Source organism: Saccharothrix obliqua (assembly GCF_019375475.1).
Taxonomy (GTDB): Bacteria; Actinomycetota; Actinomycetes; order Mycobacteriales; family Pseudonocardiaceae; genus Actinosynnema; species Actinosynnema obliqua.
The window spans coordinates 1-24674 of the sequence record NZ_JAHXGQ010000006.1 but is presented as its reverse complement, the minus strand read 5'-3'; the positions used below and the strand labels follow the sequence as shown (position 1 = coordinate 24674).

Below are 24674 nucleotides of genomic sequence, written 5' to 3'. Positions count from 1 at the left end.
AGTGGCGTCGCAGCTCTTCCTCACCAGGCGCGCGTTGCGCATCGAGCAGACGTCGAAGGTCACGATCTACCAATTCGCGCTCACGGCGAGCGAAATCCTGGACGTCGCCGACATCTCCCGGGTGAGCCGGGACGAGGCCGGGAAGCTCATCGGCTACCAGCGGCCCGAGGTGCGCGGCCACGTCAAGGAGATCGTCGACTACCTCAACGGCCCGGACGTGATCTTCCCGAACCCGATCATCCTCGCGTTGTCGTCGGTGGTCCGGTTCGTGCCCAGTCGCGGCTCGAAGACCTCGGACGGACTGGCGCGCGGTGGCGAGATCGTGATACCGCTGTCCGCGGAAGGCCGTCCTAAACCGGGGTGGATCGTCGACGGGCAGCAACGGGCGCTGGCGTTGGCGCAGGCGGTCAACAAGGACTTCCCGGTGCCGGTCACCGCATTCGTGGCGGACTCCGTGAAGATCCAGCGCGACCAGTTCTTCCGGATCAACAACACCAAGCCGCTGCCACGCGGCCTGGTCACCGAGCTGCTCCCGGAAGTCGACACCCCCCTGCCGCCGCGCTTGTCGATCAAGAGGTTGCCGTCGCAACTCTGCGACGCGTTGAACGCCGACGAGAGCTCGCCCTTCCACGGGTTGATCAAGCGTGCTTCGTCCGAGGCCAAGGCGTCCCGCGACCTCGTCGTGACCGACACCGTGCTGGTGAAGATGCTGGAGGAGAGCCTGTCACCCACCGGGTCGCTGTTCGTCTACCGCAACATGAGCAGCGGTGACATCGACTCGGAGGGGCTCTGGACGGCGCTGGTCAACTACTGGACCGCGGTCAAGGAGACGTTCCCGGACGCGTGGGGCAAGCCGGCGGCCAAGAGCAGGCTGATGCACGGCGCGGGCATCAAGGCGATGGGCCGGTTGATGGATCGCATCCTGAACACGGTCGACGCCGCCGCGCCCGACTCGGTCGAGGCGATCAAGGCGGAGTTGGCCCGGGTCGCTCCGCACTGCCGGTGGACGTCGGGCACCTGGGACGAGCTCGGGCTCGAGTGGGACGGTGTGCAGAACGTGTCCAGGCACATCCAGCAGCTTTCCAACTTCCTTATCCGGATCTACATGCAGAGCAGGATGTCGCGGACATGAAGTTCTTCTTCCCCGATTCCCAGGACCAGATCGACCGCGAGTTCGATTTCGTCCGCGAGGAGAAGGATCTCTTCCGGGTCCGGCAGCGGGACGACCTCTACGCGCACGAAGCCCTGCACAAGTCCCCGTTCGACGGCCTGCTGGTGTCCAAGGCGATCGTGGACGGCACGGCGGGTGGCACCGGCAAGTACACCGTCGCGCAGCGGAACCGGCTCTACCTGGAGCGGGCGGAGCGGTTCTTCCGGCTCGACCACGTGGACGGTCCTCTGTCGATCATGGGTGACTGCGGCGCGTTCAACTACGTCCGCGAGGAGTACCCGCCGTACACACCGGACGAGGTCATCGACTTCTACGAGGACTGCGGCTTCGACCTCGGGATCTCGGTCGACCACGTGATCTTCGGGTACAACCCGGCCGCCGACGCGGGCGTGGCCGTGCCGGGGCTGGAGGGCTGGGAGTCCCGGCAGGAGCTGACCTTGCAGTTGGCCGCGGAGTTCCTGGCGGGCGTGCGGAAACGGGCCTCGTTCGAGCCCCTCGGCGTCGCGCAGGGGTGGAGCCCCGAGTCCTACGCGCACTCCGTGGCGGAGTTGCAGAAGATGGGCTACCAGCGGGTCGCCCTGGGCGGCATGGTGCCGCTCAAGACGCAGCAGATCATGGAGTGCCTTACCGCGATCAGCGACGTGCGCGAGAGCACCACCCAGTTGCACCTCCTGGGCGTCAGCCGCTGGGAGAACGCCCGCGGGTTCGCCGCGCACGGGGTGACCAGCTTCGACAGCACCTCGGCGTTCCAGCAGGCGTTCAAGGACGAGCGGAACAACTACCACACGCTGGAGCGCACCTACGTCGCCATCCGCGTGCCGCAGGCGGACGGCAACCCCAAGCTGAAGAAGGCCATCCGAGCGGGGCGGGTGTCCCAGGACGCCGCGATCAAGCACGAGCGGGACTGCCTGCGACTGCTCCGCGCCTATGCCGCTCACGAGGCCGACGTCGACACCGTGGTCGAGGCGCTGCACGACTACGAGAAACTGTACGATCCCGGAAAAGATCGCAAAGCGGCCTACCGGGAGACGCTGGGTGACCGGCCCTGGGAGCGGTGCTCGTGCGGTATTTGCGACCGGATCGGCGTGGAGGTCATCATCTTCCGCGGTTCGGAGCGCAACAAGAGCCGCGGGTTCCACAACCTGCACGTCTTCCGACAGCAACTCGACAGCGAACTAGCAGGGAGCACCGCGTGACCCGTAATGGCGATCGGCCGCGCAAGGCGAAGCGAACGGCCGACGAGATTCGGATCCCCGCGCTGGAGGTCCAGCAGGGCCCCAACCGCACCCTGTACACGTTCGCGATCGACGGGAAGCAGTTGCCGCGCGTGGCAACCGTTTCGCGGGTGCGTCGGAACGACGACGCGGTCCTCCAGGGCTACCAGCGTCCCGCCGCGCTCTCGCACATCAACGCGATCCGGCGGTACATCGAGTCGCCGGACGCGATGCTGCCGAACGCGCTGGTGATCGCGTTCGACAAGCGGGTGACCTTCGAGTCCGCCGAAGAACGGGCAGCCGGCGCCTACTCGCGGGCGGGCACGCTCATCATCCCGGTGGACGACACGTGGGACGACTCCGACAAGCCCGGTTGGATCGTGGACGGGCAACAGCGCTCGACGGCCATCCGGGACGCCGAGGTCGAGCAGTTCCCGGTCTGCGTCAGCGCGTTCATCACCGACGACGAGTCGCAGCAGCGGTCGCAGTTCATCCTGGTCAACAACACCAAGCCGCTGCCCAAGGGCCTGATCCACGAACTGCTGCCCACGTCGGCGGGTTCACTGCCGCCGCAACTCCAGGCCCGCCGGTACCCGGCCCTGCTGCTGGAGCGCTTGAACCACGACGCCGACTCGCCGATGCGGCACCGCATCCAGACGCCGACCATGCCCGAAGGCGTCATCAAGGACAACTCGGTGCTGCGCATGCTGGAGAGCAGCCTCACCGATGGCGCCCTGTACCAGTTCCGGGACGCACAGTCCGGTGGTGGGCGGACCGAGGCGATGCTCATCATGGTCAAGAACTTCTGGACCGCGGTCAGCACGGTGTTCGCCGACGCGTGGGCGCTGCCGCCCCGCAAGTCGCGGCTGACCCACGGGGTGGGCATCATCAGCCTGAGCTTCGTGATGGACGCGATCGTGGGCACGGTCGCGGTCGGCGAGGAGATCGGGCTCGACGAGTTCATCACCGAGTTGTCGAAGATCGACGAGGTGTGCCACTGGACGTCCGGCGCCTGGGAGTTGGCCGACGGCACCACGAGGAAGTGGAACGACCTCCAGAACACGTCCAAGGACATCCAACTGCTCACCAACCACCTGCTGGGTGAGTACCGGGCGCGTGCTCGGGGCAAGAAGCGCGGGCCGCGCCAGCTCCGTCTGGCCTAGGAGCGCGCTGGTCACCCACTCCGATCACTTGCCACCGGCGCACTCGTGCCCGGCGACCGAACAGCCCTGCGCGGTGTTCGACTCGCCTGATTTCGATCTGGCGCCGTACGCGGGCTTCGACACGCCGGCACACCTGCTCCAGCCGGGACGACGCGGGCCGGCGGTCGTTGCTCGTGCGGTGCTTCGACCACGCGCCCGAGGTGGAGGGCCTGCACCTCGGGCTCTACGCGGCTGGTGACGTGGTTGCCCGGACAGGCGGTGGGGAGCCGGTGCGCCGGTTGCGCGGCTGCGGATCGGGCGGGCACAGCGGTTGCCGGCCGGTGGCCTCACCGTCACGCAGGTCGCCGAGCGTTGCGGGTTCGCCAGCCCGGGAGCGTTGTCGACGGCCTTCCTGAGCCACGTCGGCGTCCGGCCGTCGGTGTACCGCCGGCCCTGAAGCGATACGGCGGTATGGTTACCGGATGCCCCGGGTTGCCGATCACGACCAGCGCCGCGCCCTGCTCGCGCGCGCGTTCCAGCGCCTGCTCGCCACGCGGGGTTTCGCCGACGTCTCGTTCGCGCGCGTGGCGGCCGAGGCCGGGGTCTCGGTCGGGCTCATCCAGCACTACTTCACCGACAAGGACGCGTTGCTCCGCTTCGCGTACGAGGACGCCGTGAACCGGATGAGCGACCGGGTGCGCGTGCGGGTCCGCAACGGCGAGGCCGCCGGTCTCCCGTTCGCGGACCGGCTGCTGGACACCCTGGTCGAACTGCTGCCGCTGGACGCGGAACGCGACGTCGAGTACCGCGTCCGGCAGGGCTTGCAGGCCCAGGCGCTGCACCACCCCGGCCTGGCCGACGTCGCCCGGCGCGCGGGCGGCGACCTGCTCGGGTACGTGCGGGCGGTGGTCGAGCGGGGAAAGGAGAGCGGCGACGTCGCGCCCGGCGTGGACGCCGTGCTCGCGGCCCGCGCGATCCTCGCGACCGTGCAGGGGCTGGCCGACCAGGTCGCGCTCTCGGGGCCGGACGCGTTCCCGGCGCGGGACGTGCTGCGGCCGGTCGTCGCGGCGGTGTTCACCGGCTGACCGGTGGGGAACCTGTGCGACAGCAATACGGCCGTATGGTTACGATGGCAATATGATCGTATGGCAAACGAGGCGGGTCCGATGACCGAACACGTGATCGCACGGCTGAGCAGCGGCGCCGTCCGCGGCCGCCGGCTCGACGGGCGCGTCTCGTTCCGGGGCATCCCCTACGCCGCGCCGCCGGTCGGCGAGCGGCGGTGGCGCGCGCCCGCGCCGGTCGAGCCGTGGTCCGGGGTCCGGGACGCGATCGAGCCCGGGAAGCCCGCACCGCAGGCGGCCCGGTCGTTCGCGGACGCCGCGTCGGTCGACGAGGACTGCCTGACGCTCGACGTCACCACGCCCGACGTGCTGGGCGCGGACCGGCCGGTGCTGGTGTGGCTGCACGGCGGCGGTGGCACGAACGGGAGCACGGCCCGCGACCCGCGCCGGCTGGTCGCCCACGACGTCGTCGTGGTGACGCCGACCTACCGGCTCGGGGTGCTCGGGTGCTTCGGCCACCCCGGGCTGGCCGACAGCGGCACGTTCGGCCTGCTGGACCAGCAGGCCGTGCTGCGCTGGGTGCGGCGGGAGGTCGAGCGGTTCGGCGGCGACCCCGGGAACGTGACCCTGGCCGGCGAGTCGTACGGGGCGCAGATGGCGATCGCGCACCTGGTGTCGCCCGCCTCGGCCGGGCTGTTCCACCGGGTGATCCTGCAAAGCCCGTTCGCGGTGCTGGGCACGACGCCGCCGCACACCTTCATCCCCGGCGTGCCCGCCCTCCCGCCCCGGTGGGTGCCGGCGGACGACCTGGCGCGGCTCGGCGCGGCCACCGCCGTCGAGCACGGCTGGGTCGAACCGGGCAGCACGCCCGAGGATGCCCTCGCCCGGCTGCGGCAGGTGCCGGTGGCGGACCTGCTCCAGGTGTCGGACGCGTTCATCCGGCCCGCGTTCGGCGGACCCGCGCTGCCCGAGTCACCCGCGACGGCGCTGCCCGCCGGCCGCTTCCACCGGGTGCCGGTGGTGCTGGGCGGCACGCGGGACGAGGCGCGGTTCTTCGTCGGGCTCTTCGCCGACCTCGCCGGCCGGCCGGTCACCGCCGAGGACTACCCGCGGCTGCTGGCCGAGGCGTTCGGCGACGCGGCGGACGAGGTCGCCGCGCACTACCCGCTCGACCGCTTCCCGACGCCGAGCCTCGCGTGGGCGCAGGTCTGCACGGACCGGGCGTGGGCGCGCCCGACCCGTGAACTGGGCAACGCCCTCGCCACGCACACCGACACCTGGTGCTACGAGTTCGCCGACCGCGACGCACCGCCGCTCGTGCCGTTCCCCGGCTTCCCGACCGGCGCGCAGCACGCCGCCGAGCTGGTGTACCAGTTCGACTTCCCCGGCGGACCGGCGTTGTCGCCCGCCCAGGAGGCGTTCGCCGACCGGGTGAACCGCTACTGGACGACGTTCGCCGCCCACGGCGACCCGGCCCACCCCGACCTGCCCGGCTGGCCCGGTTTCGCCACGGGCCACGTCCAGTCGCTCGCGCCCGCCCGCATCGGCCGCGTCGACCACGTGGCCGAGCACCGGCTCGACTTCTGGGCGCGGATGCCCTGATCAGGCGATGTCGAGCACCGCCTTGCCGTGCAGGCGGCGTTCGAGCAGGGCCTGTGCGGCGTCGTCGTACCCGGTCCACGGACCACGTCGGCTGATCCCGGGGTCGAGGCGGCCGGCGGCCACCTCGGCGGCCAGCCAGGTCAGGTCGGCGGAGAAGTCGGCGGTCGGGTCGGCGAGCAGGAAGAACGTGTGGATCGACCGGTCGTGCCGCCCGTCGGTCGCCACCAGCGCCTCGGGCGGGAAGACGGCGTCCGTCCCGGCGGACCGGCCCACGCTCACCAGCAGGCCGCCGGCCTGCACGGCGGCGAAGGCGTCCACGAGCTGCTGTCCGCCGACGTTGTCCAGCACCGCGAACACGGGCCGGTCCACGTCGGCGGGATCGGCGTGCACCTCGTGCGCGCCCAACGCGCGCAGGCCGTCCGCCTGGGCGGGGTTCCCGCTGATCGCCACGACCTCCGCACCCGCGCGGGCGGCGAGCTGCACCGCGTAACGACCGACACCGCCGGAGGCGCCGGTGATCAACACCCGCCGACCGAGGAGCGAGCCCATGCGGCGCAGCACGTGCAGCGCGCTCAGGCCTGCGACCGGGATCGTGCTGATCGCGCCGAGGTCGGCGTCGGCGGGCACGGCACCGAGCATCGTGGCCGGCACGGCACGCAGCTCGGCCCAGCCACCGCTCATGCCCAGGGTGACCACCGGTGTTCCCTCGGCCGGCCCCGAACCGTCCGCCGCGGCCCGGACCACCACGCCCGCCGCGTCCCACCCGATCACGGTGCCGTCCGGCACGTCCGGGAGCGTGGCGAGCTTGACCTCGCCGTAGTTGAGCGAGACCGCCTCGACCCGGACCAGCGCCTCGCCCGGCGCGGGTACGGGGTCGGGCACCTCGGTGAGCGAGAGGTGTGCCACCGCGGTGTGGTCGACGACCAGTGCACGCACAGCCAGGTCTCCTTCGTTTGTGCCACAGTGTGGCGTTTGCTCCACCGGAGCATAAGCGCATCCTGGGCACGCCCGCTAGACTGCTGGTGATGACGACCTCCGGACAGACCCTGCGGGAACGCAAGAAGCTGCGCACCCGGCAAGCCCTGGCGGACACCGCGATCTCGATGTTCGGCGAGCGTGGTTTCGACGCCACGCCGCTGGACGCGGTGCTCGACGCGGTCGAGGTGTCGAGGCGGACCTTCTTCCGCAACTTCCGCTCGAAGGAGGACGTCGCGCTCATCGACGTCAAGCAGCTCTGGAGCACCTACCTCGACGTGCTGGACGAGGCCGAGAAGTCCGGGCCGCTGGTCGACGTCTTCCGCGACGCGGTGCTGGCCACCCTCGACCGCATGACCGAGGACTGGTACGGGCGCTTCCCGGTCACGCTCCGGCTGATCGAGCGGTCACCGTCGCTGGAGGGGTACTCCCTGCGGCACTGCGCCGAGGTCCAGGAGGAGATCGCGCGCCGGCTCGGCGACCCGCGCCGCCTCGAACTGCGCCTCCTGATCGAGTTCTGCGTGGCCACCTGGCGGTGCGCCCTGGCCGAGTGGCTGCCCGACTGCGCCCCCGGCGAACTGCCCGCGTGCGTGCGGCGTGCCTTCGCCGTCATGGACGCCGGTCTCCGCTTGGAGGCGTGAGCAGCGGTCCAGGGGTAGCGGAGGCGCTACCGCGGACGGTCGCGCTGTCGCCCCACCGATAGGCGGGCTGGTCGCATGGTCCTGCTCGCGGTGAACGGAAACGATTGGTCTCGTTCGTCGTTCCCGGGTGAAGGAAGAGCATGTCGAGACTGAAGTCCGTGCGCCGTGTCGTGGTCGGTGCCCTGCTGATGAGCGCGTTCGCCACCACGGCGATGACCGGCACCGCCGGCGCCATCGTCAACGGGCGGGATTCCACCGAGCGCTACCCGTTCATGGCCTCGCTCCCGTTGACCGTGCCCAGCGCGGACAACGCCAAGGGCGTCTGCGGTGCGTCGTTGATCCACCCGCGGTGGGTGGTGACGGCGGCCCACTGCGTCGGCCAGGGTGCGGAGGGTGCGGTGCTGGACGGGACCGTGCGCGTCGGCAGCGACCGCCGGACCTCCGGCGGCACCGTCCGGAACATCGACCGCGTGGTGCGCCACCCGGGCTACCGGCTCGGGGAGGGGGCGAAGCCGAACCACAACGACATCGCGCTGGTGCGGTTGGACCGCCCGGTCGCCGAGCAGCCGATCCGGATCGCCAACCGGGCGGGCGACCCCGGCACCCCGACCCGGCTGCTGGGCTTCGGCACCACGGTCGAGGGCGGCCTGCCCGACTGGAAGTTCCCCGAGCGGCTCCAGCAGCTCGACACCCGGCGCGGCGCGGAGTCCGAGTGCGCGCCCGGCTTCGCGGACCGGACCCGGCTGTGCACGATCAGCCGGAAGCCCAACGCCATGGCGTGCTCCGGCGACTCCGGCGGTCCGCAGGTGCAGCGCGGCAAGTGGGGCCGCTGGGAGCTGATCGGCGTCACCTGGGGTCCCGGTGACGAGGGCGCCAAGTGCTCGGACGGCCCCGGCCTCTACACCAACGCGACCGCGTACCGCGGTTGGATCCAGAAGACGATCAACACCAACCGCTGAGCCCACGACGGGTGCTCATGCCGTGGTCATCTTCGGGTAGTGCGGACGGAGCGTGGCCGCGAGGACGTGGTCGAGCACCCGGTCGGGCAGCACCCGGGACAGCCGGGTGACCAGGGCCGCGTCACGGCCGACGGCGTAGCGGGTGCGGGGCTTCCGGGTGGTCACGGCCTTCGCGATCACCCGGGCCACGTCGTCGGCCGACGTGCCGCCGGGGGCGTGGGCGGCGGAATGCGCGTTGACCGCCCGGATCAGGCTCCCGTAGCGGTCGCGGTGTTGTGGTGACATGGCCGCCGCCGCCTGGTCCGTGGCGGCGATGACCCGGTCCACCATCCCGGTGCGGACCGCGCCGGGCTCGACGACGACCACCCGCACGCCCAGTGGCGCCAGTTCCCGGCGCAGCGCGTCGCTGACCGCCTCCAGGGCGAACTTCGTGCCCGCGTACGGGCCGTACGCGGGCAGGGCGACCCGGCCGCCGACCGAGCTGATGTTGACCACCCGGCCCGCGTGGCGCAGCAGCGACGGCAGCAGCGCCTGGGTGACGGCGACGTGGCCGAACAGGTTGACCTCGAACTGCCGACGCCACTCGCTCAGCGGCAGGGTCTCGACCGGGGCGTTGACCTGGACGGCGGCGTTGTTGATCAGGGCGCGCAGCACACCCGGCGAGCCGTCGAAGCGGCCGGCCAGGCGCGCGACGTGGTCGGGTCGGGTGATGTCGAGGATGACGGGCTCGACGCCGGGGGCGCGCAGCGCGTCGGCGTCCTGCTCGCGGCGGACCCCCGCCAGGACGTGGAACCCGCGGCGAGCCAGTTCCCGTGCGGACGCCGCGCCGATCCCGGTCGAGGCGCCCGTGACGACGACGTGGTCCTGTTCAGATGACATTGTCACCTGAACGACGGTAGGCATCTCGGATGACACTGTCAACTGTAGGATGGCGGCATGGTCAGCCGCGCGGAATCCGCCGCCGCGACGCGTCGCGCCCTGCTGGACGCGGCCGGTGAACTGCTGGACAGCGGTGGTCCGGACGCGGTGACGCTGCGTGCCGTCGGTGCACGTGCGGGGGTCACCCGCGGCGCGCCGTACCGGCACTTCCCGGACAAGGACAGCCTGCTGACCACCGTCGCGGCCGAGGCGCTGGACCGGCTCGCGGACCAGGTGCGCGCCGTGTGCGCCGAGCGGGCCTCCCCGGCCGACACGCTGCACCGGGCCCTGGCCGCGCTGATGACGATCGGCCGCTGCCGGCCGCACCTGTACCGGCTGATGTTCACCGCCCCGACCGGTGACCCGGTCGCGGTCGAGGCGGCGGTCCGCGCGGGTGAGCGCGCCATGGACGAGTTCCTCACCGTCGTCGGCGACCTGGTCGGCGCACCGCACGTCCGGCGGTTCGCGGCGCTGCTGCTGGCCGGCGCGCACGGGATCACCGACCTGGAGGTCAACGGGCACCTGTCCCCGGACAAGTGGCACGTCACGACCGAGGAACTGGTCTCGACCCTGGTGTCCGTGATCGAGGTGCGGACCCGGAACGAGTAGCGCCCGCGTCGACGCGGGCTCCCCCGCGCGGGTGACCGGACCCGACCGCCGCCCCGGGCACCTCTTTCGCGCACGTCGGTCGATCACGCCGTGGGCGGGCATGGTGCCGTCGAGGGCCTGGTCTTGGACGGAGCAGTCGGTCCAACCCGAACACCCCGGTCGGGCGCAACCGGTCGTCGAAGCCAGCCCGTCCTCATGATCACCGACGGGCTATTCTCCGGTGTGGATCCGCTCACCTTCGGCTACGAGGACCTGCACCCGTCTGGACCGGGGGGCGTTCGAACTGTTCGACCCGGCCCTCGCCGGTACACCAACACACAGGCGGTGCAGGTGCCATCCAGCGACGAGCCGTTGTTCCGCGAGGACTTCACCCGGGTGGCCGCGCTCGCCAACCGGCGGGTGGTCTGAGGTGGGACCGAAGTTCTTCGAGCATGACGGCGTGCACCTGCGGCTCGACCACGGGATCTTCGAGGCGTTCCGGCGCAGCAATGTCGTCATCGGGTCGTACCGGACTCCGCTGAACTGGGTGAAGGTGCGCGCCGAGGCACGCAAGGGCGGCGTGACGCGCCTGCATTTCGGCCACGTCGAGCAGCTCGACGAACCGATCTACGCCAGCACGACGAGTTCCCGACATCTGCTCATGACCGTCGAGATCCCGACGACCGACGAACCCCTCTTCCGCGCCTTCTTCACCGAGTTGGCCCACTTGGCCGGCCGTCCGATCGGCCCATAGCCCTGCACCGCGGAGGGAGGCCATGCGTAGCTGGGCCGGTGTATTCGTCGGGCTACGGCGGCGGGTGGGGCGTTGCTTCAGGCGTCGTAGCGGGCATCGCGGCTACTCGGCGCTGTCAGACACCGCGGCCGGCCTCCTGTGCTGCCACATCGGCCCCCTTTGCCATCTGCTCGCGGTGAGCCTCGGCGTCGCCGGCAGCGTCAGCCTTGCCAGAGGTGAGAACCCACAACCACGACCCTCAGGACTGGGCGAGGTCGGCGAAGCGGCTGTAGTGGAGCTGGTGGGCGACCGTGATGGTGGCCGTGGGGCCCGCTCGGTGCTTCGCGATGATCAGGTCCGCCTCACCCGCACGCGGGTCGTCGCGCTCCCACGCGTCCGGCCGGTTGATCAGGATCACCATGTCCGCGTCCTGCTCCAGCGAACCCGACTCACGCAGGTCGGAGAGCTGCGGTCGCTTGTCGGTGCGTTGCTCGGGACCGCGGTTCAGCTGGCTGATCGCGATCACCGGCACCTCCAGCTCCTTGGCGATCAGCTTCAGGTTCCGGGAGAACTCCGAGACCTCCTGCTGGCGGGACTCGCTGCGCTTGCCGGACGACATCAGCTGGAGGTAGTCGACCACGACCAGGCGCAGGTCGTGCCGCTGCTTGAGCCGCCGGGCCTTGGCCCGGATCTCCATCATGGTCAGGTTCGGCGAGTCGTCGACGAACAGCGGCGCCTCGCTGATCTCGCTCATCCGGCGGGCCAGGCGGGTCCAGTCGTCGTCGGTCATCCGGCCACCGCGCATGTCGCCGAGGCGGATCTTCGCCTCGGCCGACAGCATCCGCATCACGATCTCGGTGCGGCTCATCTCCAGCGAGAAGATGGCGCTGGTCATGCCGTGCTTGACCGAGCACGACCGCGCGAAGTCCAGCCCCAGCGTGGACTTGCCGACGCCGGGACGGGCCGCGACGATGATCATCTGCCCGGGGTGCAGGCCGTTGGTCAGCTCGTCCAGGTCGGCGAAACCGGTGGGGATGCCCAGCGACGACCCACCACGCGAGGCGATGGCGTCGATCTCGTCCATGGTCGGCTGGAGCAGTTCCTCCAGCACCACGTAGTCCTCGGACGCACGCCGCTCCGTCACCTCGTAGATGGCGGCCTGGGCGCGGTCCACGACCTCGTCCACGTCGGCGCCCTCGGCGCCGTTGTAGCCGAGCTGCACGATCCGCGTGCCGGCCTCCACCAACCGCCGCAGCACCGCCTTCTCCGCGACGATCTCCGCGTAGTACGAGGCGTTCGCGGCGGTGGGCACGGTCGCGATCAGGGTGTGCAGGTACGGCGCGCCGCCGACGCGCAGCAGCTCGCCCCGGCGCTCCAGCTCGGCGGACACCGTGATCGGGTCGGCCGGTTCGCCGCGCCCGTACAGATCCAGGACGCAGTCGTACACGGCCTGGTGCGCGGGCCGGTAGAAGTCGTTCGGCGCGAGGACCTCGACCACGTCGGCGATGGCGTCCTTGCTGAGCAGCATCCCGCCCAGCACGGACTGCTCCGCGGCCAGGTCCTGTGGGGGCTGCCGTTCGAAACCGGGCTCGGCCATGCCCCGGTCGTCCACCAGCGCCACCGCGCTTCACCCCAATCCGGTCGGTCCCCAGTTCTACCCCGCGGGTACGACAATCTCCGCGCGCCACGCTCGGCGACCACGCGGACGCTAGAGGCCCCCGGATGGCGCAGGCAAACCTGCCTGTGGACAACCCGGTGGACAGCCTGGGGATGGTTCGCCCCGGTTGGCCACAGTGCCGTGGAAAGCTGTGGACAACCTGGGTACAACTCCGGCTGTGACAGAAGTTTCACCAGCTCAGAGCCTGTGGATAACTGTGTGGAAAAGTCGTGTGTCACAACCCCGGCGTGTCGCGTGTAACCGCTTGCACGGCGTGTCGCGCCCGACCTGTCACACCGAGTTGTCCACAGCCGGACGCGCGAAAGCGCCGCCCGGCCGGAGTACCCGGCCGAACGGCGCTCCCGGGGTTGCGCGGGGCTCAGCCCGCGGCGGCGACCTCGACGGCCAGCGCCACGGTGACCTCCGGGTGCAGGCGCACCGAGACGGTGTGCTTGCCCAGGGTCTTGATGTGGCCCGCGATGTCGACCGACCGCTTGTCCAGCGCCGGGCCGCCCGCGGTGCGGACCGCCGACACGATGTCGGACGAGGTGACGGAGCCGAACAGCTTCTTCGAGCCGACCGCGGCCTTGGCCTTCAGCGTCACGGAGCCCAGACCCTCCAGCGCGGTCTTGACCTCCTTGGCGTGGTCCAGGTCGCGGATGCGCCGGGTCTCCTGCGCGCGGCGGATGACCTCGACCTGCTTGGCCGCGCCCTTGGTGGCGACGATCGCCAGGCCGCGGGGCAGCAGGTAGTTGCGGCCGTAGCCGTCCTTGACCTCGACGATGTCGCCGGGGCCACCGAGGCCGCTGACGTCAGCGGTGAGGATGAGCTTCACGGTGTCTCCCCTTTCTCAGCGAGCCGTCGAGGTGTACGGCAGCAGCGCCATCTCGCGCGCGTTCTTCACCGCGACGGCGACGTCGCGCTGGTGCTGGCTGCAATTGCCGGTGACCCGGCGAGCGCGGATCTTGCCCCGGTCCGAGATGTACTTCCGGAGCAGGGTGGTGTCCTTGTAGTCGATCAGGTTGGCGTTGCGGTCCTTGCAGAACGCGCAGACCTTCTTCTTGGGCTTGCGCACAGGCGGCTTGGCCATGTGGGTACTCCTGGGATAACGCGGTGAAGTGAGGGAGGGTGCGGTCTAGAAGGGGGGCTCGTCGGAGAAGCCGCCGCCGGAGCCGGCCGGGGGCGCGGAGCCCCACGGGTCGTCCGCCGGGGCGCCACCGCCGCCGCCACCGCGGGACTGACCGCCGCCGCCGAAGCCGCCGCCGCCGTCACCACGGCTCACCTTGTTGACCTTCGCGGTCGCGTACCGCAGCGAGGGGCCGATCTCGTCGACCTCCAGCTCGATGACCGTGCGCTTCTCGCCTTCCTTCGTCTCGAAGGAACGCTGGCGCAGGCGCCCGGTGACCAGCACGCGTGATCCGCGGGTGAGCGACTCGGCCACGTTCTCCGCGACCTGCCGCCACACGTTGCACCGCAGGAACAACGCCTCCCCGTCCTTCCACTCGCCGCTCTGGCGGTCGAAGGTCCGGGGGGTGGAGGCGACCGTGAAGCTCGCCACCGCCGCGCCGGACTGGGTGAAGCGCAGCTCGGGATCGGCGGTCAGGTTCCCGACCACCGTGATCGTCGTCTCGCCTGCCATGTCGGGCGGCCCCTAAGCCTTGGCGGCCGAAGCCTTGGCGGGCTCGCGGCGCAGGACCTTGGTCCGGAGCACCGTCTCCTGCAGGCCGAGCTGGCGGTCCAGCTCCTTCACCGCGTCCGGGGTCGAGGTCAGGTCGAGCACCGCGTAGATACCCTCGGTGTTCTTCTTGATCTCGAAGCTCAGCCGGCGCTTGCCCCACACCTCGACCTTCTCCACGTTGCCACCCGTGGTGCGGATGACGTTGAGGAACGTGTCGAGCGACGGCGCGATGGTGCGCTCGTCGAGACTGGGGTCCAGGATGACCATGACTTCGTAATGACGCATGAAGACCACTCACCTCCTGTGGACTCGGCGGCCACGGACGTTCCGTGGCAGGAGGGTCGTCGCGTCAGCAACCCGCGAATGGTAGCAACCCGTCGCGGGTACACCGCCGAGCGGGTGGTCGTCAGGCCCGGCGCAGCACCCAGGTGCGCACCAGCGCGCCCGTCACGCACGACAGCAGCAGCACGGCCAGCAGCACCGGCGCGGCCACGCCGCCACCCCGGCCGTCGCCCGGCAGCGCCTGCGCGCGCCCGGCGGTCCGCACGCCGTCGGCGTCCGCGCCCGGCAGGCCGTAGCCCGGTCGGTAGCCGGGGACGTTGCCGCCGTACCGGATGCCCGGTGACGGGGTGAACCCGCCGGGCACCGCGAACGGCAGCGAGCCGTAGGTGAACAGCGGCACGCGGCCGGCGTTCGCGCCGAACGACCCGTACAGCGGCAGGTCCGGCGCGCCGACACCGCCGACCGGCGGGGGAGCACCGGGTCGACCCGGCTCGGCCGTGCCCGGTCGGCCGCCACCGGGCGGCGTGCCGGGACCCGGCTCGGGTTCGGGCTCGGGTTCCGGCTCGGGCACGCGTGGCGGCTGCCCGGTGAGCTGCCCGGTGGCGTCCGCCACGGCCTTCGAGGCGTCCTGCACGGGCGCGACCGCGGCGTTCACGCCGACCACCGTCACGCCGCACAGCCGGGTCAGGGTGTCCCGCACGCCCCGCGTCACCGGGTCCAGGACCGGGCCGAGCAGGGGCAGCCCGGCCAACTGGCCGACGACCTGGTCCGCGATCTCGCCGCCCGTGATCACGCGCGTGCCGGTGGGCACCGCGCCGATCGGGATCGGCGGCAGCGCGGTGAACGCCGCCCGGAACGGCTCCGCGAGCGGCGGGCCGAGCAGCGGGACCGCCCGGACCAGCTCGGTCACCGGCCCGGTCACCGCGGCGGGGCTGAGCGAGACCGGTGCGCCCGGCGTGCCCTCGACGGTGGTGGCGCAGTCACCGACGACCACGGGTTCGGCCGCGTGCGCGGTGCCCGCGCCGACCGCGGCGCCCGACCCGACCACGAACACCGCCAGCGCCAGCCGGGTCAGTCGGGTCCGCATGTGCTGCCTCCCTCGGCGACGCCACTGCCCACGTCGGAACAACGAGCGTAGGGGTTCGTGGTGACGTGGGTCATGCACCGATTTCACGAATCTCCTCGCGGCAGTCCTGCCTGTTGCGGCGTGAGTGCCGACTACGCTGCACTGTCATGCGCATCGGGGCCCATGTCCGGGACGATGACCCGCTGGGCGCCGCAGCCGCCCGCGCGGCCGAGGTCGTCCAGTTCTTCCTCGCCGACCCCCAGGGGTGGAAGGCGCCTGAACCCCACCCCCAGGCGGAGGCGCTGCTGGCCTCCGACCTCGACGTCTTCATCCACGCGCCCTACCTGGCGAACGTGGCGTCGCTGAACAACCGCATCCGCATCCCGTCGCGCAAGATGGTGCTCCAGCACGCGCGGGGCGCGGCGGCGGTCGGCGCGAAGGGCCTGATCGTGCACGGCGGTCACGTCGCCAAGGGCGACGACCCGGCCGAGGGCATCGCGAACTGGCGGAAGATGTTCGAGCGGCAGGCCGCCGAGGGTGGTTTCGCGGTGCCGATCCTGATCGAGAACACGGCGGGCGGCGAGAACGCCATGGCCCGCACGTTCGACATGCTCGCCCGCCTGTGGGACGCGGTGGGCGAGTTCGGCGCGGGCTTCTGCCTGGACACCTGCCACGCGTTCGCCTCCGGCGAGGACCTGGTGGGCATCGTGGACCGGGTCAAGGCCATCACCGGCCGCATCGACCTGGTGCACCTGAACAGCTCGCGGGACGAGTTCGGCTCCGCCCGCGACCGGCACGCCAACATCGCGTCGGGCACGATCGACCCGGACCAGCTCGTCGCGGTGGTCGCCGCGGCCGGTGCGCCCGCGCTGGTCGAGACACCCGACGAGGGCCAGGCGGAGGACATCGCGTTCCTCCGCGAGCACCTGGGCCGATGAGCGCGACGCGGGAGGTGGCCGCCGTGCCCGAGCGGGTGTCCGGGCAGCGGTCGCGCCGGTTCGGCAGGGTCGCGCTGGCCGTGCTGGTCCTCCTGTCCGGCGTCACGCTGCTGCTCGGGTTCGCCAACAAGGACCGGTGCACCGGTCCGGAGTTCGACCCGTGGGGCCGCAGCCAGCCGGACTACGAGAAGCGCAACAAGTCCGAGTTCTGCTACTCCGACATCCAGCACCTGTGGATCGGCCGCGACGTCGACCGGCACGTGTTCCCGTACGTGCACGGGGCCATCGACGAGAACGGCGCGTTGTCCGGCGGCACCGTCGAGTACCCGGTGCTCAGCGGCCTGCTGATCTGGGCGGGCGCGATCTTCGCGTCCAACGACGCCACGTTCCTGCTGTTCTCGGCGCTGCTGATGGCGCCGTTCGGGTTGGCGACGGCCTGGTTGCTGGGCAAGCTCAGCCGGTGGCGGGCGTTGCTGTGGGCGGTCGGGCCGCCGATGGTGCTGTACGCGTTCCACAACTGGGACCTGCCGGTGGCGTTCTGCGCCGTGGCGGCCGTGTACGTGGTGCACCGCGGGTGGAGCCGTGCGCCGCGCCCGCTGGTGGACCGGGCCGTGGTGGCGTCCGTGCTGCTGGGCCTGGGTTTCGCGTTCAAGATCTACCCGGCGGCGTTCGTGCTGCCGCTCGCGCTGTACGTGCTGACCGGCGGTCGCGAGGGCCTCGCCGAGGGGCGCAAGCTCGACTGGCCGGGCGCGGTGAAGGTGGCGTTGGCGTCGGTCGTCACGGTGGTCGCGGTGAACCTGCCGTTCGCGATCGCGGGTTTCGCCGGCTGGCAGGCGTCCTTCACGTTCCAGCAGCTGCGCAAGGTCGACATCACCACGAACTCGGTCTGGTTCTGGTCGATGCGGCCGTTCATGCCCGAAGAGACCATGCAGTCCGTCGTGGGCGTGCTGTCGCCGGTGGGCATCCTGGCGTCGTTCGCGTTGGCGTGCTGGCTCGGCTGGCGGCGTTACCTGCGTGAGGGCGTGTACCCGTGGGTTGCCGTGTCGGCGGCCATGCTGTGCGGTTTCCTGTTGCTGCACAAGGTCCACTCGCCGCAGTACACGCTGTGGCTGGTGCCGATGTTCGTGCTGCTGCGCATCCCGCTCGGGTGGGCGTTCGCGTACTTCGCGGCCGACCTGGCGATGGGCATCGGCATCTTCCGCTGGTACTACGCCATCCAGTTCGGCCAGCCGTCCGGCATCTACGACGGGTTCGCCGCGCAGGCCGTGGTGATCGGCGTGTGGGGGCGCGCGGCGTTGCTGGTGGCGTTGTTCGTGGTGTTCCTGAAATCCGATGTGAGCTTCCGGGACCGGCCACCCGGCCGGCTGCCCGCCCACCCCGAGGTGAAGGCGAGGACTTGACCGAACCCGCGTTCTTAACGACGACCCGCACCGCCTACGACACCGTCGCCGCGGACTACGAGCTGCTGCTGCGCGACCACCTGGCGAGTGCCACGTTCGACCGCGCCGCGCTCGGCGCGTTCGCCGAACTCGTCACCGGCCCGGTGGTCGACGTCGGCTGCGGCCCCGGCCGGATCACCGCGCACCTCGCCGGGCTGGGCCTGGACGTGCACGGCGTCGACCTGTCGCCGGGGATGGTCGCGGTGGCCCGCGACCGGCACCCCGGCCTGCGGTTCGAGGTCGGCTCGATGACCGCGCTGGACCTGCCGGACGGCGTGCTGGGCGGCCTGGTGGCGTGGTACTCGCTGATCCACGTGCCGCCGGAGCTGCACGCCGACGTGCTCGCCGGTTTCCACCGCGTCCTCGCGCCGGGCGGGCACCTGCTGCTCGCGTTCCAGGCGGGCGACGAGCGCCGCGACCTCACCGAGGGCTACGGCCACCGGATCGAGCTGACGGCCTACCGCCTGGCGCCGGACCGGGTCGCGGCCCAGCTCGGCGCGGCCGGGTTCGAGCCGCGCGCCACGCTGGTCCGCGAACCCGAGCCGCCGAACGAGAAGACGCCCCAGGCGTACCTGATCGTCCGCAAGCCGGGCTGACCGGTCAGGCCGGCACGGCGACCCGCTTGCGGAACAACACCCGGCGGTCCGGCGCGCCGTCCAGGAAACCACCGCACGGGTCGTCGTCGCCCGCCCGGCGCACCAGGTCCAGCGCCGGGCGGTAGATCTCCCGCAGCACCAGCACGCACAACGCGACCACGGCGACGTCCCGCAGCACCACCGCGCCCAGGAACCAGTCGATCGGCAAACCCTTGTTGTCCGTGCCCAGGTAGAAGTACATGCGCGGCGCCCACACCAGCGCGTCGACCGCCATCCACGCGAGCAGCGGCTTCCACCGGGGCAGCGCCAGCACCGCGAGCGGCACCAGCCACAGCGAGTATTGCGGGCTCCACACCTTGTTCGTCAGCAGGAACGCCGACACCACCAGGAAGGCGAGCTGCGCCAGCCGCGGCCGGGTCGGCGCGGACAACGCCACGTACCCGATCCCCAGGCAGCACACCAGGAACAGCACCGCGCTGACGGTGTTCAACACCTCGGGCGCCTGACCGGGCGCGAGGCCGGGGTCGAAACCACGCCAGTCCGTCCACTGCGCGACCACGTTGTACAGCGAGTCCGGGTCGACGCCGCGTTCGGTGTTGAGCCGGAAGAACTCCCGCCAGCCCGCCGGGTACAGCAACGCGATCGGCGCGTTCACCGCCGCCCACGTCACCAGCGTCGCGGTGAGCGTGGACAGCCCGGCACGCAGCTTGTCCGAGCGCCAGCACAGCAGCAGCAGCGGTCCGAGCAGGAACAGCGGGTACAGCTTCGCCGCGCCGCCCAGCCCGAGCAGCACGCCCGCCAGCACCGGCTTCTTCCGCGCCCACGCCAGCATCCCCGCCGTCGCGAACGCCGTGGCCAGCGTGTCGAAGTTGGTGAACGCGTGCACCACCACCAGCGGCGAGATGGCCACGAGCGCCGCGTCCCACACGCGTCGCCGCGCCAGCCGCACCACCGCCCACACCGTCACCAGCCAGGCGAGCGCCAACCACAACGCGGTGATGTTGAAGTAGACGATGACCGTCATCGGGTTCGGCAGCCACCCGTTCTGCGCGATCACCGTCCAGCCCTGCGCCATGCGGGCGTTGACCCACTGGAACACGCCGGTCAGCACCGGGTACTCCATGTACCGGACGTGCTCGGTGGGCTTGCCCTGGTCGTCCACCCAGGACGTCTTGTAGGGGAACGTGTCCGGCTTGTCGAGCCGTTCCGCCGTGTACAGCGGCACGGTGTCCGAATAGCACATGGCGGTGAACTGGCGGCTCTCCCGCCAATCCAGCTGCACCACGCCGTTCTGGTCGACGTACTGCTGCACGCACGGCGACTTCTGGAGCCACGCGAAGGACAACGTCACCACGGCCAGCAGCAGGACCACCCGCAGCGGCGTCCAGAACCACTGCCTGCCCACCGACGCGTGCCTGCCCACCGGCCCGCCGAACGGCTTCGACGCCGCACGGGCCAACGGCTCCGTCCACGTGGGGTGCACCCGCTCGCGCGGGCTGAGCGAGTCGGTGTCGTCGGCGTTCACCGACGTCTGCTGCGAAGGGCTGGCCACCTGCCGGATGCTACGGGCAGAGGCCGACGGCCGTGGTGAAGCCGGCGGGTTGCCGCAGCGGAAAAAGCGAACGGGGCACGCGGTTGTCCGCGTGCCCCGTTCGCCCGGCTACCTCGTCGGTGGGCTGCCGCCCCCGATCGGGTCGGGATCGGGTTTCTCCGTCGGGTCCGTGGTGTTCGTCGGGCACCGTAGACCCGGGCACCGGGGCGGCGTCGTGGTCGTCGGAGTCGTCGTGTTGTCCCGCGGCGGCGTCTTGGTCGTCGACGTCGGGGCCTGCGGCTCCTCCTCCTTGGGCGTGGTCGTCGTCGTCGGGTTCGTGGTGGTGATCGGCGGCGCTTCGAGCTGGCCGATCGGCTTCGGCTTCGGGAACCGGTCCATCGGCGCGCCGTCCAGCGCCTTGTCCATGAACCGCTGCCAGATCCTGCCCGGCACGCCCGAGCCGTAGATCGCGCCGTCCCGGTTGCGCAGCGCGATGTTGCCCGCGTCCGTGCCCAGCCACACGCCGGCGGCCAGCGACGGGGTGTAGCCCACCATCCACGCCTTGGCGTTCTCGGTGGTGTCGGCCAGCTCGTGCGTGCCGGTCTTGCCGGCGCACTCGCGACCACCCGCGCACGGGATCTTGGACGACTTCGGGATCTCCTTGAGCACGTCCGTCACGTTGTCCGCGATGTCCTGGCTCTTCTGCGGGTCCGAGTCGAACGCGGGGTTCGTGACGTCCGCGTGCGTGTAGAGCGTCTCGCCCTCGGCGTTGGTGATCTTCGAGACGAAGTACGGCTCGTGGTACACGCCACGCGCCGCGAACGTCGCGTAGGCCGACGTCATGTCGAACGGCCGGACCAGCGTCTGGCCACCACCGATCGAGATGTTGCCGTCCGGCGCGCCGCCGTCCTCGGAGACCAGCAGCTTGCGCGGCTTGCCTTCGAGCTGGACCTCGCGCGGCACGCCGGCCTGGTGCGCGGCCTCCGCCACCTTGCCGGTGCCGAGCTGGATCGCCATGTCGAAGAACACGGTGTTGACCGACTTCACCATGGCTTCGCGGACGCTGCAATGCTTCGGGACCGCGCACGCGACACCGGGCGAGTTCCGGACCGGGCGGTCCGGGCCGCGGCCGGGGAACGTGCGCGGCGAGCTGCCGTCGTACAGCTTGCCCGCGCCCTCGCCCTTCTGGAGCGCGGCCACGAAGTCGAATGGCTTGAACGACGAGCCGGGCTCCTGGAGCGTGCCGAGCTGGTAGTCGATGCCGTTGCCGTCACCGCCCCAGTAGGCGCGGACGGCGCCGGTGCCCGGTTCGATCGCCGACATCGAGGTCCGCAGCTCCTCCGGCTGGCCCTCCATGATCTCGGCCACGGCCTCCTCGGCGGCCGTCTGCATCTTCGGGTCGATGGTGGTGTGGACGGTGACGCCGACCTTCTTGGCGCGGTCCAGCGGCCACTTGAACTTCGCCAGCTCCGCCTCGACCTGGAGCCGGATCAGCAGCCGCGGCCCGTCCAGGCCGTGCTGCTCGATCTCGGAGAACGGCCGGATCTGCGGCACCGTCTGGGCGTCCCGGTACGCCTGGTCCATCCAGCCCAGGCTCACCATCTGCTTCGTGACGTACTCCCAGCGCTCCTTGACGTACTCGGGCTTCTCGGAGCGGCTGGGGTTCTGGATCATGCCCGCGATCAGCGCCGCCTCGGACGGGGTGAGGTCCTTCAGCTCCTTGCCGAAGTAGACCTGGCCCGCCTCCTTCACGCCGTACGCCGAGCGGCCGAAGTAGATGGTGTTCAGGTAGGCGGTCAGGATGTCCGGCTTCTCCTGCTGCTCGGACATCTTGTACGCCCGGACGACCTCGGTGAACTTGCGGGTGAGCGTCTCGTCGGCCTCGTCCGTCGCCTTCTTCACGTACTGCTGGGTCAGGCCGGAACCGCCGCTGTCGCGGCCGGTCGCCTGGTACCAGACGGCACGCGCGATGGCCCGGAAGTCGAAGCCCGGGTTCGTCTCGAAGGTCGGGTCCTCGGCCGCGTACACGGCCTTCTTCACGGTGTCCGGCAGGTCGTCGTACTTGATCATCGTCCGGTTCGCCTCGTCCTTGGCGATCCGGGTCATCACCGACTCGTCGGAGTACAGGATGGTGATCGCCTTGTCCTGCCCGAACGCGACCTCCTCCGGGTTCGGGACGGAGACCACCTGGTAGGCGATGGCGAAGGCGACGATCGGGCCGAGGATCATCAGGAAGACGCCCACGTAGGCGATGCGCCGCACCCGGCGCCAGATCTTCCGCCGGCGCAGCGCCTTGGCCTCTTCCTCGGTGGGCGCCTCGTCCTCGTACTCGTAGTCGTCGTACGCCTCCAGCTCGACCTCGTCCTCGCGGTGGGTCAGCAGCTCGGGCTCGCGGGCGACGGTCTGGTGCACGGGCGGCAGCAGGTCGGTCGGCTCCTCGCCGGGCCGCCGCGGGCCGCCGGGCGCCGGCGGCCGGCCGGGCGGGACGGGACCACGCATCCCACCGGGCGGCGTGCTCGGCCGCACCGGGCCGCGCGGCACCTGCCGGGTGGCGTTCGGGTCGGCGTTGGCCGCGCCGGGCGCACCGGGTCCACCGGGCACCCCGGGACCGCGTCCACCGGGGCCGTTCGGGCCGGGTCCACCGGGACCGGCCGCACGCGGCGCGCCGGGGCCGGCCGCTCCGCTCACACCGCCGATGACGGTCGCGTCGCCGGGCCGCCCGCCCTCACCCGGCTCGGGCGCGCGGCGACGGCCGCCGCCCTGCGGGATGCCGCCGGGAGGGGTGCCCTGGGGGAACCCGCCGGGAGGCGTGCCCTGCGAAGGACCGCCCTGCGGGAACCCGCCGGGAGGCGTGCCCTGCGGCGGTCCGCCCTGGGGGAACCCGCCCGGAGGGGTGCCCTGCGGAGGACCGGCGGGGCCGGAGCCGCGGGGGGGTGTGCCGGGACCGCCGCCGGGGAACCCCCCGGGTGGCGTGCCCGGCGGGGGACCGCCGCCCGGGCCGCGCCCACCCGCCGGGAACCCGCCGGGCGGCGTGCCCTGGCGGGGTCCGCCCGGCGGGCGCGCGGAACCACCAGGTGGGGTGTTCGTACGCTCCGGCTGATCCCCTGCACCGTGGCGCGGGGGGTGGCCACCGCCGTCCGGGTCCTCCCCGGTCGGCCACTGCGGCTCCGCGCCACGATGCCTGTCGTCATGCTGGTCGTTCACGAAAAAGCCTCCAAGACCGGCGTGCCGTCGCACGCGGTTCGGTGGTCGTACGCCGTCGCCCGGACGGGCGACGTCCGTCGTCGGAGGGGTTTCACTCCGCCGCGGTCCTCCTGCGTGGTTTCCGGGAGTCCAGGCCACGCGTTCCCAGGACGTATGACTGCACCAGGTGGTTCCAACTACATGTGCGGCAGACCTCGACCACGTAGACGGTGAACTCCTCGAACGAGGTCGCCATGCGGGTCAGCTCTTCGACGGTGCGCGCGGACCCGGCCGCGTGCTTGAGCTCGTCGCCGTAGACCCAGGACACGTGTGTGAGCGGCTCCTTGCGGCACACCGGGCACGTCACGTCGCTCGGCCGGCCGTGGAACTTCGCAGCTCGCAGGAGGTACGGACTGGCGTCGCAGACCTCCATCGTGCCCACGCGGCCCGAGTAGACCTCCGCCAGCAGCGCTCGGCGCTGTAGCGCGTAGTCCACGACCTGCCGTTGGGTCAGCACGGGACCAGAGTACGTGGCGGCCCAACTCCTACGTTGAGCCGTTCGGGGCAGTGGCCGTGATCACGGTGTGACCAGCGCCCGATGGTGTGTCTCAAGTCGTGGACTGATGTATCGCACCGATATAGTCGAGTGACCCATCGGCGTGTGAGTGCGGGAGGTGCCAATGCTGGAGTTCGCCATCCTCGGACTGCTGCACGAGGCGCCCATGCACGGCTACGAGCTGCGCAAACGTCTGCACGAGCTGTTGGGCGCGTTCCGCGCGTTCTCCTACGGGACGCTGTACCCCACGCTGCGCCGCCTGCAACGCGAGGGGTGGATAGTCGAGGAGGCGCCGGAGGAGGTCCGGTCCTGGGGCCGCCGCGCGCGCAAGGTCTACCAGCTCACCGCGGAGGGCAAGGAGCGGTTCACCGACCTCCTCGCCAACGCGGGCCCGCAGACGTGGGACGACGACTCGTTCGGCGTCCACCTCGCGTTCTTCTCCCGCACGCCGGCGGAGATCAGGATGCGCATCCTCGAAGGACGGCGTCGCCGGGTCGAGGAACGCCGCGAGGGGCTGCGGACGGCTTTAGCCGGGGCGGGTGAGCGGATCGACCGCTACACGCGTGAATTGCACCGCTTGGGGTTGGAGAGCACCGAGCGCGAGGTGCGGTGGCTCAACGAGCTGATCGCGCACGAGCAGGCCGAACAGCGCGAACGGGACGAATAGCCCAATGGGCATTGACGGAGAACAAGAAGGAGGACTCGGCATGGGCGACAACCGCCGCACCGTTCGAGTGGCCA

Annotated in this window: 26 protein-coding genes; 15 read left to right on the top strand and 11 right to left on the bottom strand. The window is 71.3% G+C overall.

The annotated features are described in order from the left end of the window. Position 1: 1 nt before the first annotated feature. From dbpB (KZQ38_RS19630) to KZQ38_RS19605, 6 genes are all read left to right on the top strand, one after another. Positions 2-1132, top strand: coding sequence for a DGQHR domain-containing protein DpdB (gene dbpB, locus KZQ38_RS19630; protein ID WP_219443593.1), 1131 nt, complete (start codon positions 2-4; stop codon positions 1130-1132). Then, positions 1129-2367 (top strand): tRNA-guanine transglycosylase DpdA, encoded by a 1239-nt coding sequence (gene dpdA / locus KZQ38_RS19625; RefSeq protein ID WP_219443592.1) that lies wholly within the window; start codon positions 1129-1131, stop codon positions 2365-2367. The genes dbpB (KZQ38_RS19630) and dpdA overlap by 4 nt, the downstream gene beginning before the upstream one ends. Next, positions 2364-3548: a DGQHR domain-containing protein DpdB gene (gene dbpB / locus KZQ38_RS19620; protein ID WP_219443591.1), complete on the top strand. Its 1185-nt coding sequence runs from the start codon at positions 2364-2366 to the stop codon at positions 3546-3548. Before dpdA ends, dbpB (KZQ38_RS19620) begins: the two co-directional genes overlap by 4 nt. A 310-nt stretch (positions 3549-3858) precedes the next feature. Continuing rightward, positions 3859-3984, top strand: a complete 126-nt coding sequence (locus KZQ38_RS19615) for a helix-turn-helix domain-containing protein (RefSeq protein ID WP_257901806.1) — start codon at positions 3859-3861, stop codon at positions 3982-3984. A gap of 25 nt (positions 3985-4009) precedes the next feature. Next, on the top strand, positions 4010-4612 hold the full coding sequence (locus KZQ38_RS19610) for a TetR/AcrR family transcriptional regulator (RefSeq protein ID WP_219443590.1): 603 nt from the start codon (positions 4010-4012) through the stop codon (positions 4610-4612). An 81-nt stretch (positions 4613-4693) separates the two neighbouring features. After that, positions 4694-6193: a carboxylesterase/lipase family protein gene (locus KZQ38_RS19605; protein WP_219443589.1), complete on the top strand. Its 1500-nt coding sequence runs from the start codon at positions 4694-4696 to the stop codon at positions 6191-6193. Here the strand turns inward: KZQ38_RS19605 and KZQ38_RS19600 are convergent, their stop codons facing one another. Then, positions 6194-7129: a zinc-binding dehydrogenase gene (locus KZQ38_RS19600; RefSeq protein ID WP_219443588.1), complete on the bottom strand. Its 936-nt coding sequence runs from the start codon at positions 7127-7129 to the stop codon at positions 6194-6196. Positions 7130-7218: 89 nt separating this feature from the next. Here KZQ38_RS19600 and KZQ38_RS19595 point away from each other — a divergent pair, with 89 nt between their 5' ends. Both KZQ38_RS19595 and KZQ38_RS19590 read left to right on the top strand, forming a co-directional pair. Then, the gene (locus KZQ38_RS19595; protein WP_219443587.1) at positions 7219-7809 is read left to right on the top strand and encodes a TetR family transcriptional regulator; all 591 of its coding nucleotides are present in this window, start codon (positions 7219-7221) and stop codon (positions 7807-7809) included. A 140-nt stretch (positions 7810-7949) separates the two neighbouring features. Next, positions 7950-8768 (top strand): S1 family peptidase, encoded by an 819-nt coding sequence (locus KZQ38_RS19590; RefSeq protein WP_219443586.1) that lies wholly within the window; start codon positions 7950-7952, stop codon positions 8766-8768. Positions 8769-8783: 15 nt separating this feature from the next. Here the strand turns inward: KZQ38_RS19590 and KZQ38_RS19585 are convergent, their stop codons facing one another. Continuing rightward, entirely contained in the window at positions 8784-9647 is an 864-nt protein-coding gene (locus tag KZQ38_RS19585; RefSeq protein WP_219443992.1) for an SDR family oxidoreductase, read from the bottom strand. A 57-nt stretch (positions 9648-9704) separates the two neighbouring features. Here KZQ38_RS19585 and KZQ38_RS19580 point away from each other — a divergent pair, with 57 nt between their 5' ends. From KZQ38_RS19580 to KZQ38_RS19570, 3 genes are all read left to right on the top strand, one after another. Further along, positions 9705-10295 (top strand): TetR/AcrR family transcriptional regulator, encoded by a 591-nt coding sequence (locus KZQ38_RS19580; RefSeq protein ID WP_219443585.1) that lies wholly within the window; start codon positions 9705-9707, stop codon positions 10293-10295. Positions 10296-10490: 195 nt separating this feature from the next. Beyond that, entirely contained in the window at positions 10491-10703 is a 213-nt protein-coding gene (locus tag KZQ38_RS19575) for a hypothetical protein (RefSeq protein WP_219443584.1), read from the top strand. Between the two features lies 1 nt (position 10704). Beyond that, positions 10705-11028 (top strand): hypothetical protein, encoded by a 324-nt coding sequence (locus KZQ38_RS19570; protein WP_219443583.1) that lies wholly within the window; start codon positions 10705-10707, stop codon positions 11026-11028. 238 nt (positions 11029-11266) lie between these two features. Here KZQ38_RS19570 and dnaB read toward each other — a convergent pair whose 3' ends face one another. From dnaB to KZQ38_RS19540, 6 genes are all read right to left on the bottom strand, one after another. Continuing rightward, the gene (gene dnaB, locus KZQ38_RS19565; RefSeq protein WP_372452259.1) at positions 11267-12628 is read right to left on the bottom strand and encodes a replicative DNA helicase; all 1362 of its coding nucleotides are present in this window, start codon (positions 12626-12628) and stop codon (positions 11267-11269) included. 415 nt (positions 12629-13043) lie between these two features. After that, complete coding sequence (gene rplI / locus KZQ38_RS19560; RefSeq protein ID WP_219443582.1) at positions 13044-13499, bottom strand: 50S ribosomal protein L9; 456 nt, start codon at positions 13497-13499, stop codon at positions 13044-13046. 15 nt (positions 13500-13514) lie between these two features. Further along, positions 13515-13754: a 30S ribosomal protein S18 gene (rpsR, locus tag KZQ38_RS19555; RefSeq protein ID WP_033428226.1), complete on the bottom strand. Its 240-nt coding sequence runs from the start codon at positions 13752-13754 to the stop codon at positions 13515-13517. A gap of 45 nt (positions 13755-13799) precedes the next feature. Further along, entirely contained in the window at positions 13800-14303 is a 504-nt protein-coding gene (locus KZQ38_RS19550) for a single-stranded DNA-binding protein (RefSeq protein WP_219443581.1), read from the bottom strand. 12 nt (positions 14304-14315) lie between these two features. Continuing rightward, positions 14316-14627 carry a 30S ribosomal protein S6 gene (gene rpsF, locus KZQ38_RS19545; RefSeq protein WP_219443580.1) on the bottom strand — a complete coding sequence of 104 codons (312 nt, stop codon included), beginning with the start codon at positions 14625-14627 and terminating at the stop codon, positions 14316-14318. A gap of 121 nt (positions 14628-14748) precedes the next feature. Next, the gene (locus tag KZQ38_RS19540; protein ID WP_219443579.1) at positions 14749-15711 is read right to left on the bottom strand and encodes a hypothetical protein; all 963 of its coding nucleotides are present in this window, start codon (positions 15709-15711) and stop codon (positions 14749-14751) included. A 146-nt stretch (positions 15712-15857) separates the two neighbouring features. Here KZQ38_RS19540 and KZQ38_RS19535 point away from each other — a divergent pair, with 146 nt between their 5' ends. From KZQ38_RS19535 to KZQ38_RS19525, 3 genes are read left to right on the top strand one after another with little or no spacing between them, the layout of a single operon-like run. Further along, a complete protein-coding gene (locus KZQ38_RS19535; protein ID WP_219443578.1) occupies positions 15858-16628 on the top strand; it encodes a deoxyribonuclease IV in 771 nt (256 codons plus the stop codon). Continuing rightward, positions 16625-18028, top strand: a complete 1404-nt coding sequence (locus KZQ38_RS19530) for a glycosyltransferase family 87 protein (protein ID WP_219443577.1) — start codon at positions 16625-16627, stop codon at positions 18026-18028. The genes KZQ38_RS19535 and KZQ38_RS19530 overlap by 4 nt, the downstream gene beginning before the upstream one ends. Then, entirely contained in the window at positions 18025-18663 is a 639-nt protein-coding gene (locus KZQ38_RS19525; protein WP_219443576.1) for a class I SAM-dependent DNA methyltransferase, read from the top strand. The genes KZQ38_RS19530 and KZQ38_RS19525 overlap by 4 nt, the downstream gene beginning before the upstream one ends. A gap of 4 nt (positions 18664-18667) precedes the next feature. Here the strand turns inward: KZQ38_RS19525 and KZQ38_RS19520 are convergent, their stop codons facing one another. From KZQ38_RS19520 to KZQ38_RS19510, 3 genes are all read right to left on the bottom strand, one after another. After that, positions 18668-20215, bottom strand: coding sequence for a glycosyltransferase family 87 protein (locus KZQ38_RS19520; protein ID WP_219443575.1), 1548 nt, complete (start codon positions 20213-20215; stop codon positions 18668-18670). Between the two features lie 108 nt (positions 20216-20323). Beyond that, entirely contained in the window at positions 20324-22795 is a 2472-nt protein-coding gene (locus KZQ38_RS19515) for a transglycosylase domain-containing protein (protein WP_308258486.1), read from the bottom strand. Positions 22796-23489: 694 nt separating this feature from the next. Next, positions 23490-23894 (bottom strand): DUF5318 domain-containing protein, encoded by a 405-nt coding sequence (locus KZQ38_RS19510; protein WP_219443574.1) that lies wholly within the window; start codon positions 23892-23894, stop codon positions 23490-23492. A 163-nt stretch (positions 23895-24057) separates the two neighbouring features. Here KZQ38_RS19510 and KZQ38_RS19505 point away from each other — a divergent pair, with 163 nt between their 5' ends. Further along, on the top strand, positions 24058-24600 hold the full coding sequence (locus tag KZQ38_RS19505; RefSeq protein WP_219443573.1) for a PadR family transcriptional regulator: 543 nt from the start codon (positions 24058-24060) through the stop codon (positions 24598-24600). The last annotated feature ends 74 nt before the right edge of the window (positions 24601-24674 follow it).

Excerpts from the sequence above, each read along its gene's own strand:
- dpdA (WP_219443592.1), top strand. The coding sequence starts at position 1,129 with ATGAAGTTCTTCTTCCCCGATTCCCAGGACCAGATCGACCGCGAGTTC.
- KZQ38_RS19610 (WP_219443590.1), top strand. The coding sequence starts at position 4,010 with ATGCCCCGGGTTGCCGATCACGACCAGCGCCGCGCCCTGCTCGCGCGC.
- KZQ38_RS19605 (WP_219443589.1), top strand. The coding sequence starts at position 4,694 with ATGACCGAACACGTGATCGCACGGCTGAGCAGCGGCGCCGTCCGCGGC.
- KZQ38_RS19595 (WP_219443587.1), top strand. The coding sequence starts at position 7,219 with ATGACGACCTCCGGACAGACCCTGCGGGAACGCAAGAAGCTGCGCACC.
- KZQ38_RS19590 (WP_219443586.1), top strand. The coding sequence starts at position 7,950 with ATGTCGAGACTGAAGTCCGTGCGCCGTGTCGTGGTCGGTGCCCTGCTG.
- KZQ38_RS19585 (WP_219443992.1), bottom strand. The coding sequence starts at position 9,647 with ATGTCATCTGAACAGGACCACGTCGTCGTCACGGGCGCCTCGACCGGG.
- KZQ38_RS19580 (WP_219443585.1), top strand. The coding sequence starts at position 9,705 with ATGGTCAGCCGCGCGGAATCCGCCGCCGCGACGCGTCGCGCCCTGCTG.
- KZQ38_RS19575 (WP_219443584.1), top strand. The coding sequence starts at position 10,491 with ATGATCACCGACGGGCTATTCTCCGGTGTGGATCCGCTCACCTTCGGC.
- rpsR (WP_033428226.1), bottom strand. The coding sequence starts at position 13,754 with ATGGCCAAGCCGCCTGTGCGCAAGCCCAAGAAGAAGGTCTGCGCGTTC.
- KZQ38_RS19550 (WP_219443581.1), bottom strand. The coding sequence starts at position 14,303 with ATGGCAGGCGAGACGACGATCACGGTGGTCGGGAACCTGACCGCCGAT.
- rpsF (WP_219443580.1), bottom strand. The coding sequence starts at position 14,627 with ATGCGTCATTACGAAGTCATGGTCATCCTGGACCCCAGTCTCGACGAG.
- KZQ38_RS19540 (WP_219443579.1), bottom strand. The coding sequence starts at position 15,711 with ATGCGGACCCGACTGACCCGGCTGGCGCTGGCGGTGTTCGTGGTCGGG.
- KZQ38_RS19535 (WP_219443578.1), top strand. The coding sequence starts at position 15,858 with ATGCGCATCGGGGCCCATGTCCGGGACGATGACCCGCTGGGCGCCGCA.
- KZQ38_RS19530 (WP_219443577.1), top strand. The coding sequence starts at position 16,625 with ATGAGCGCGACGCGGGAGGTGGCCGCCGTGCCCGAGCGGGTGTCCGGG.
- KZQ38_RS19505 (WP_219443573.1), top strand. The coding sequence starts at position 24,058 with ATGCTGGAGTTCGCCATCCTCGGACTGCTGCACGAGGCGCCCATGCAC.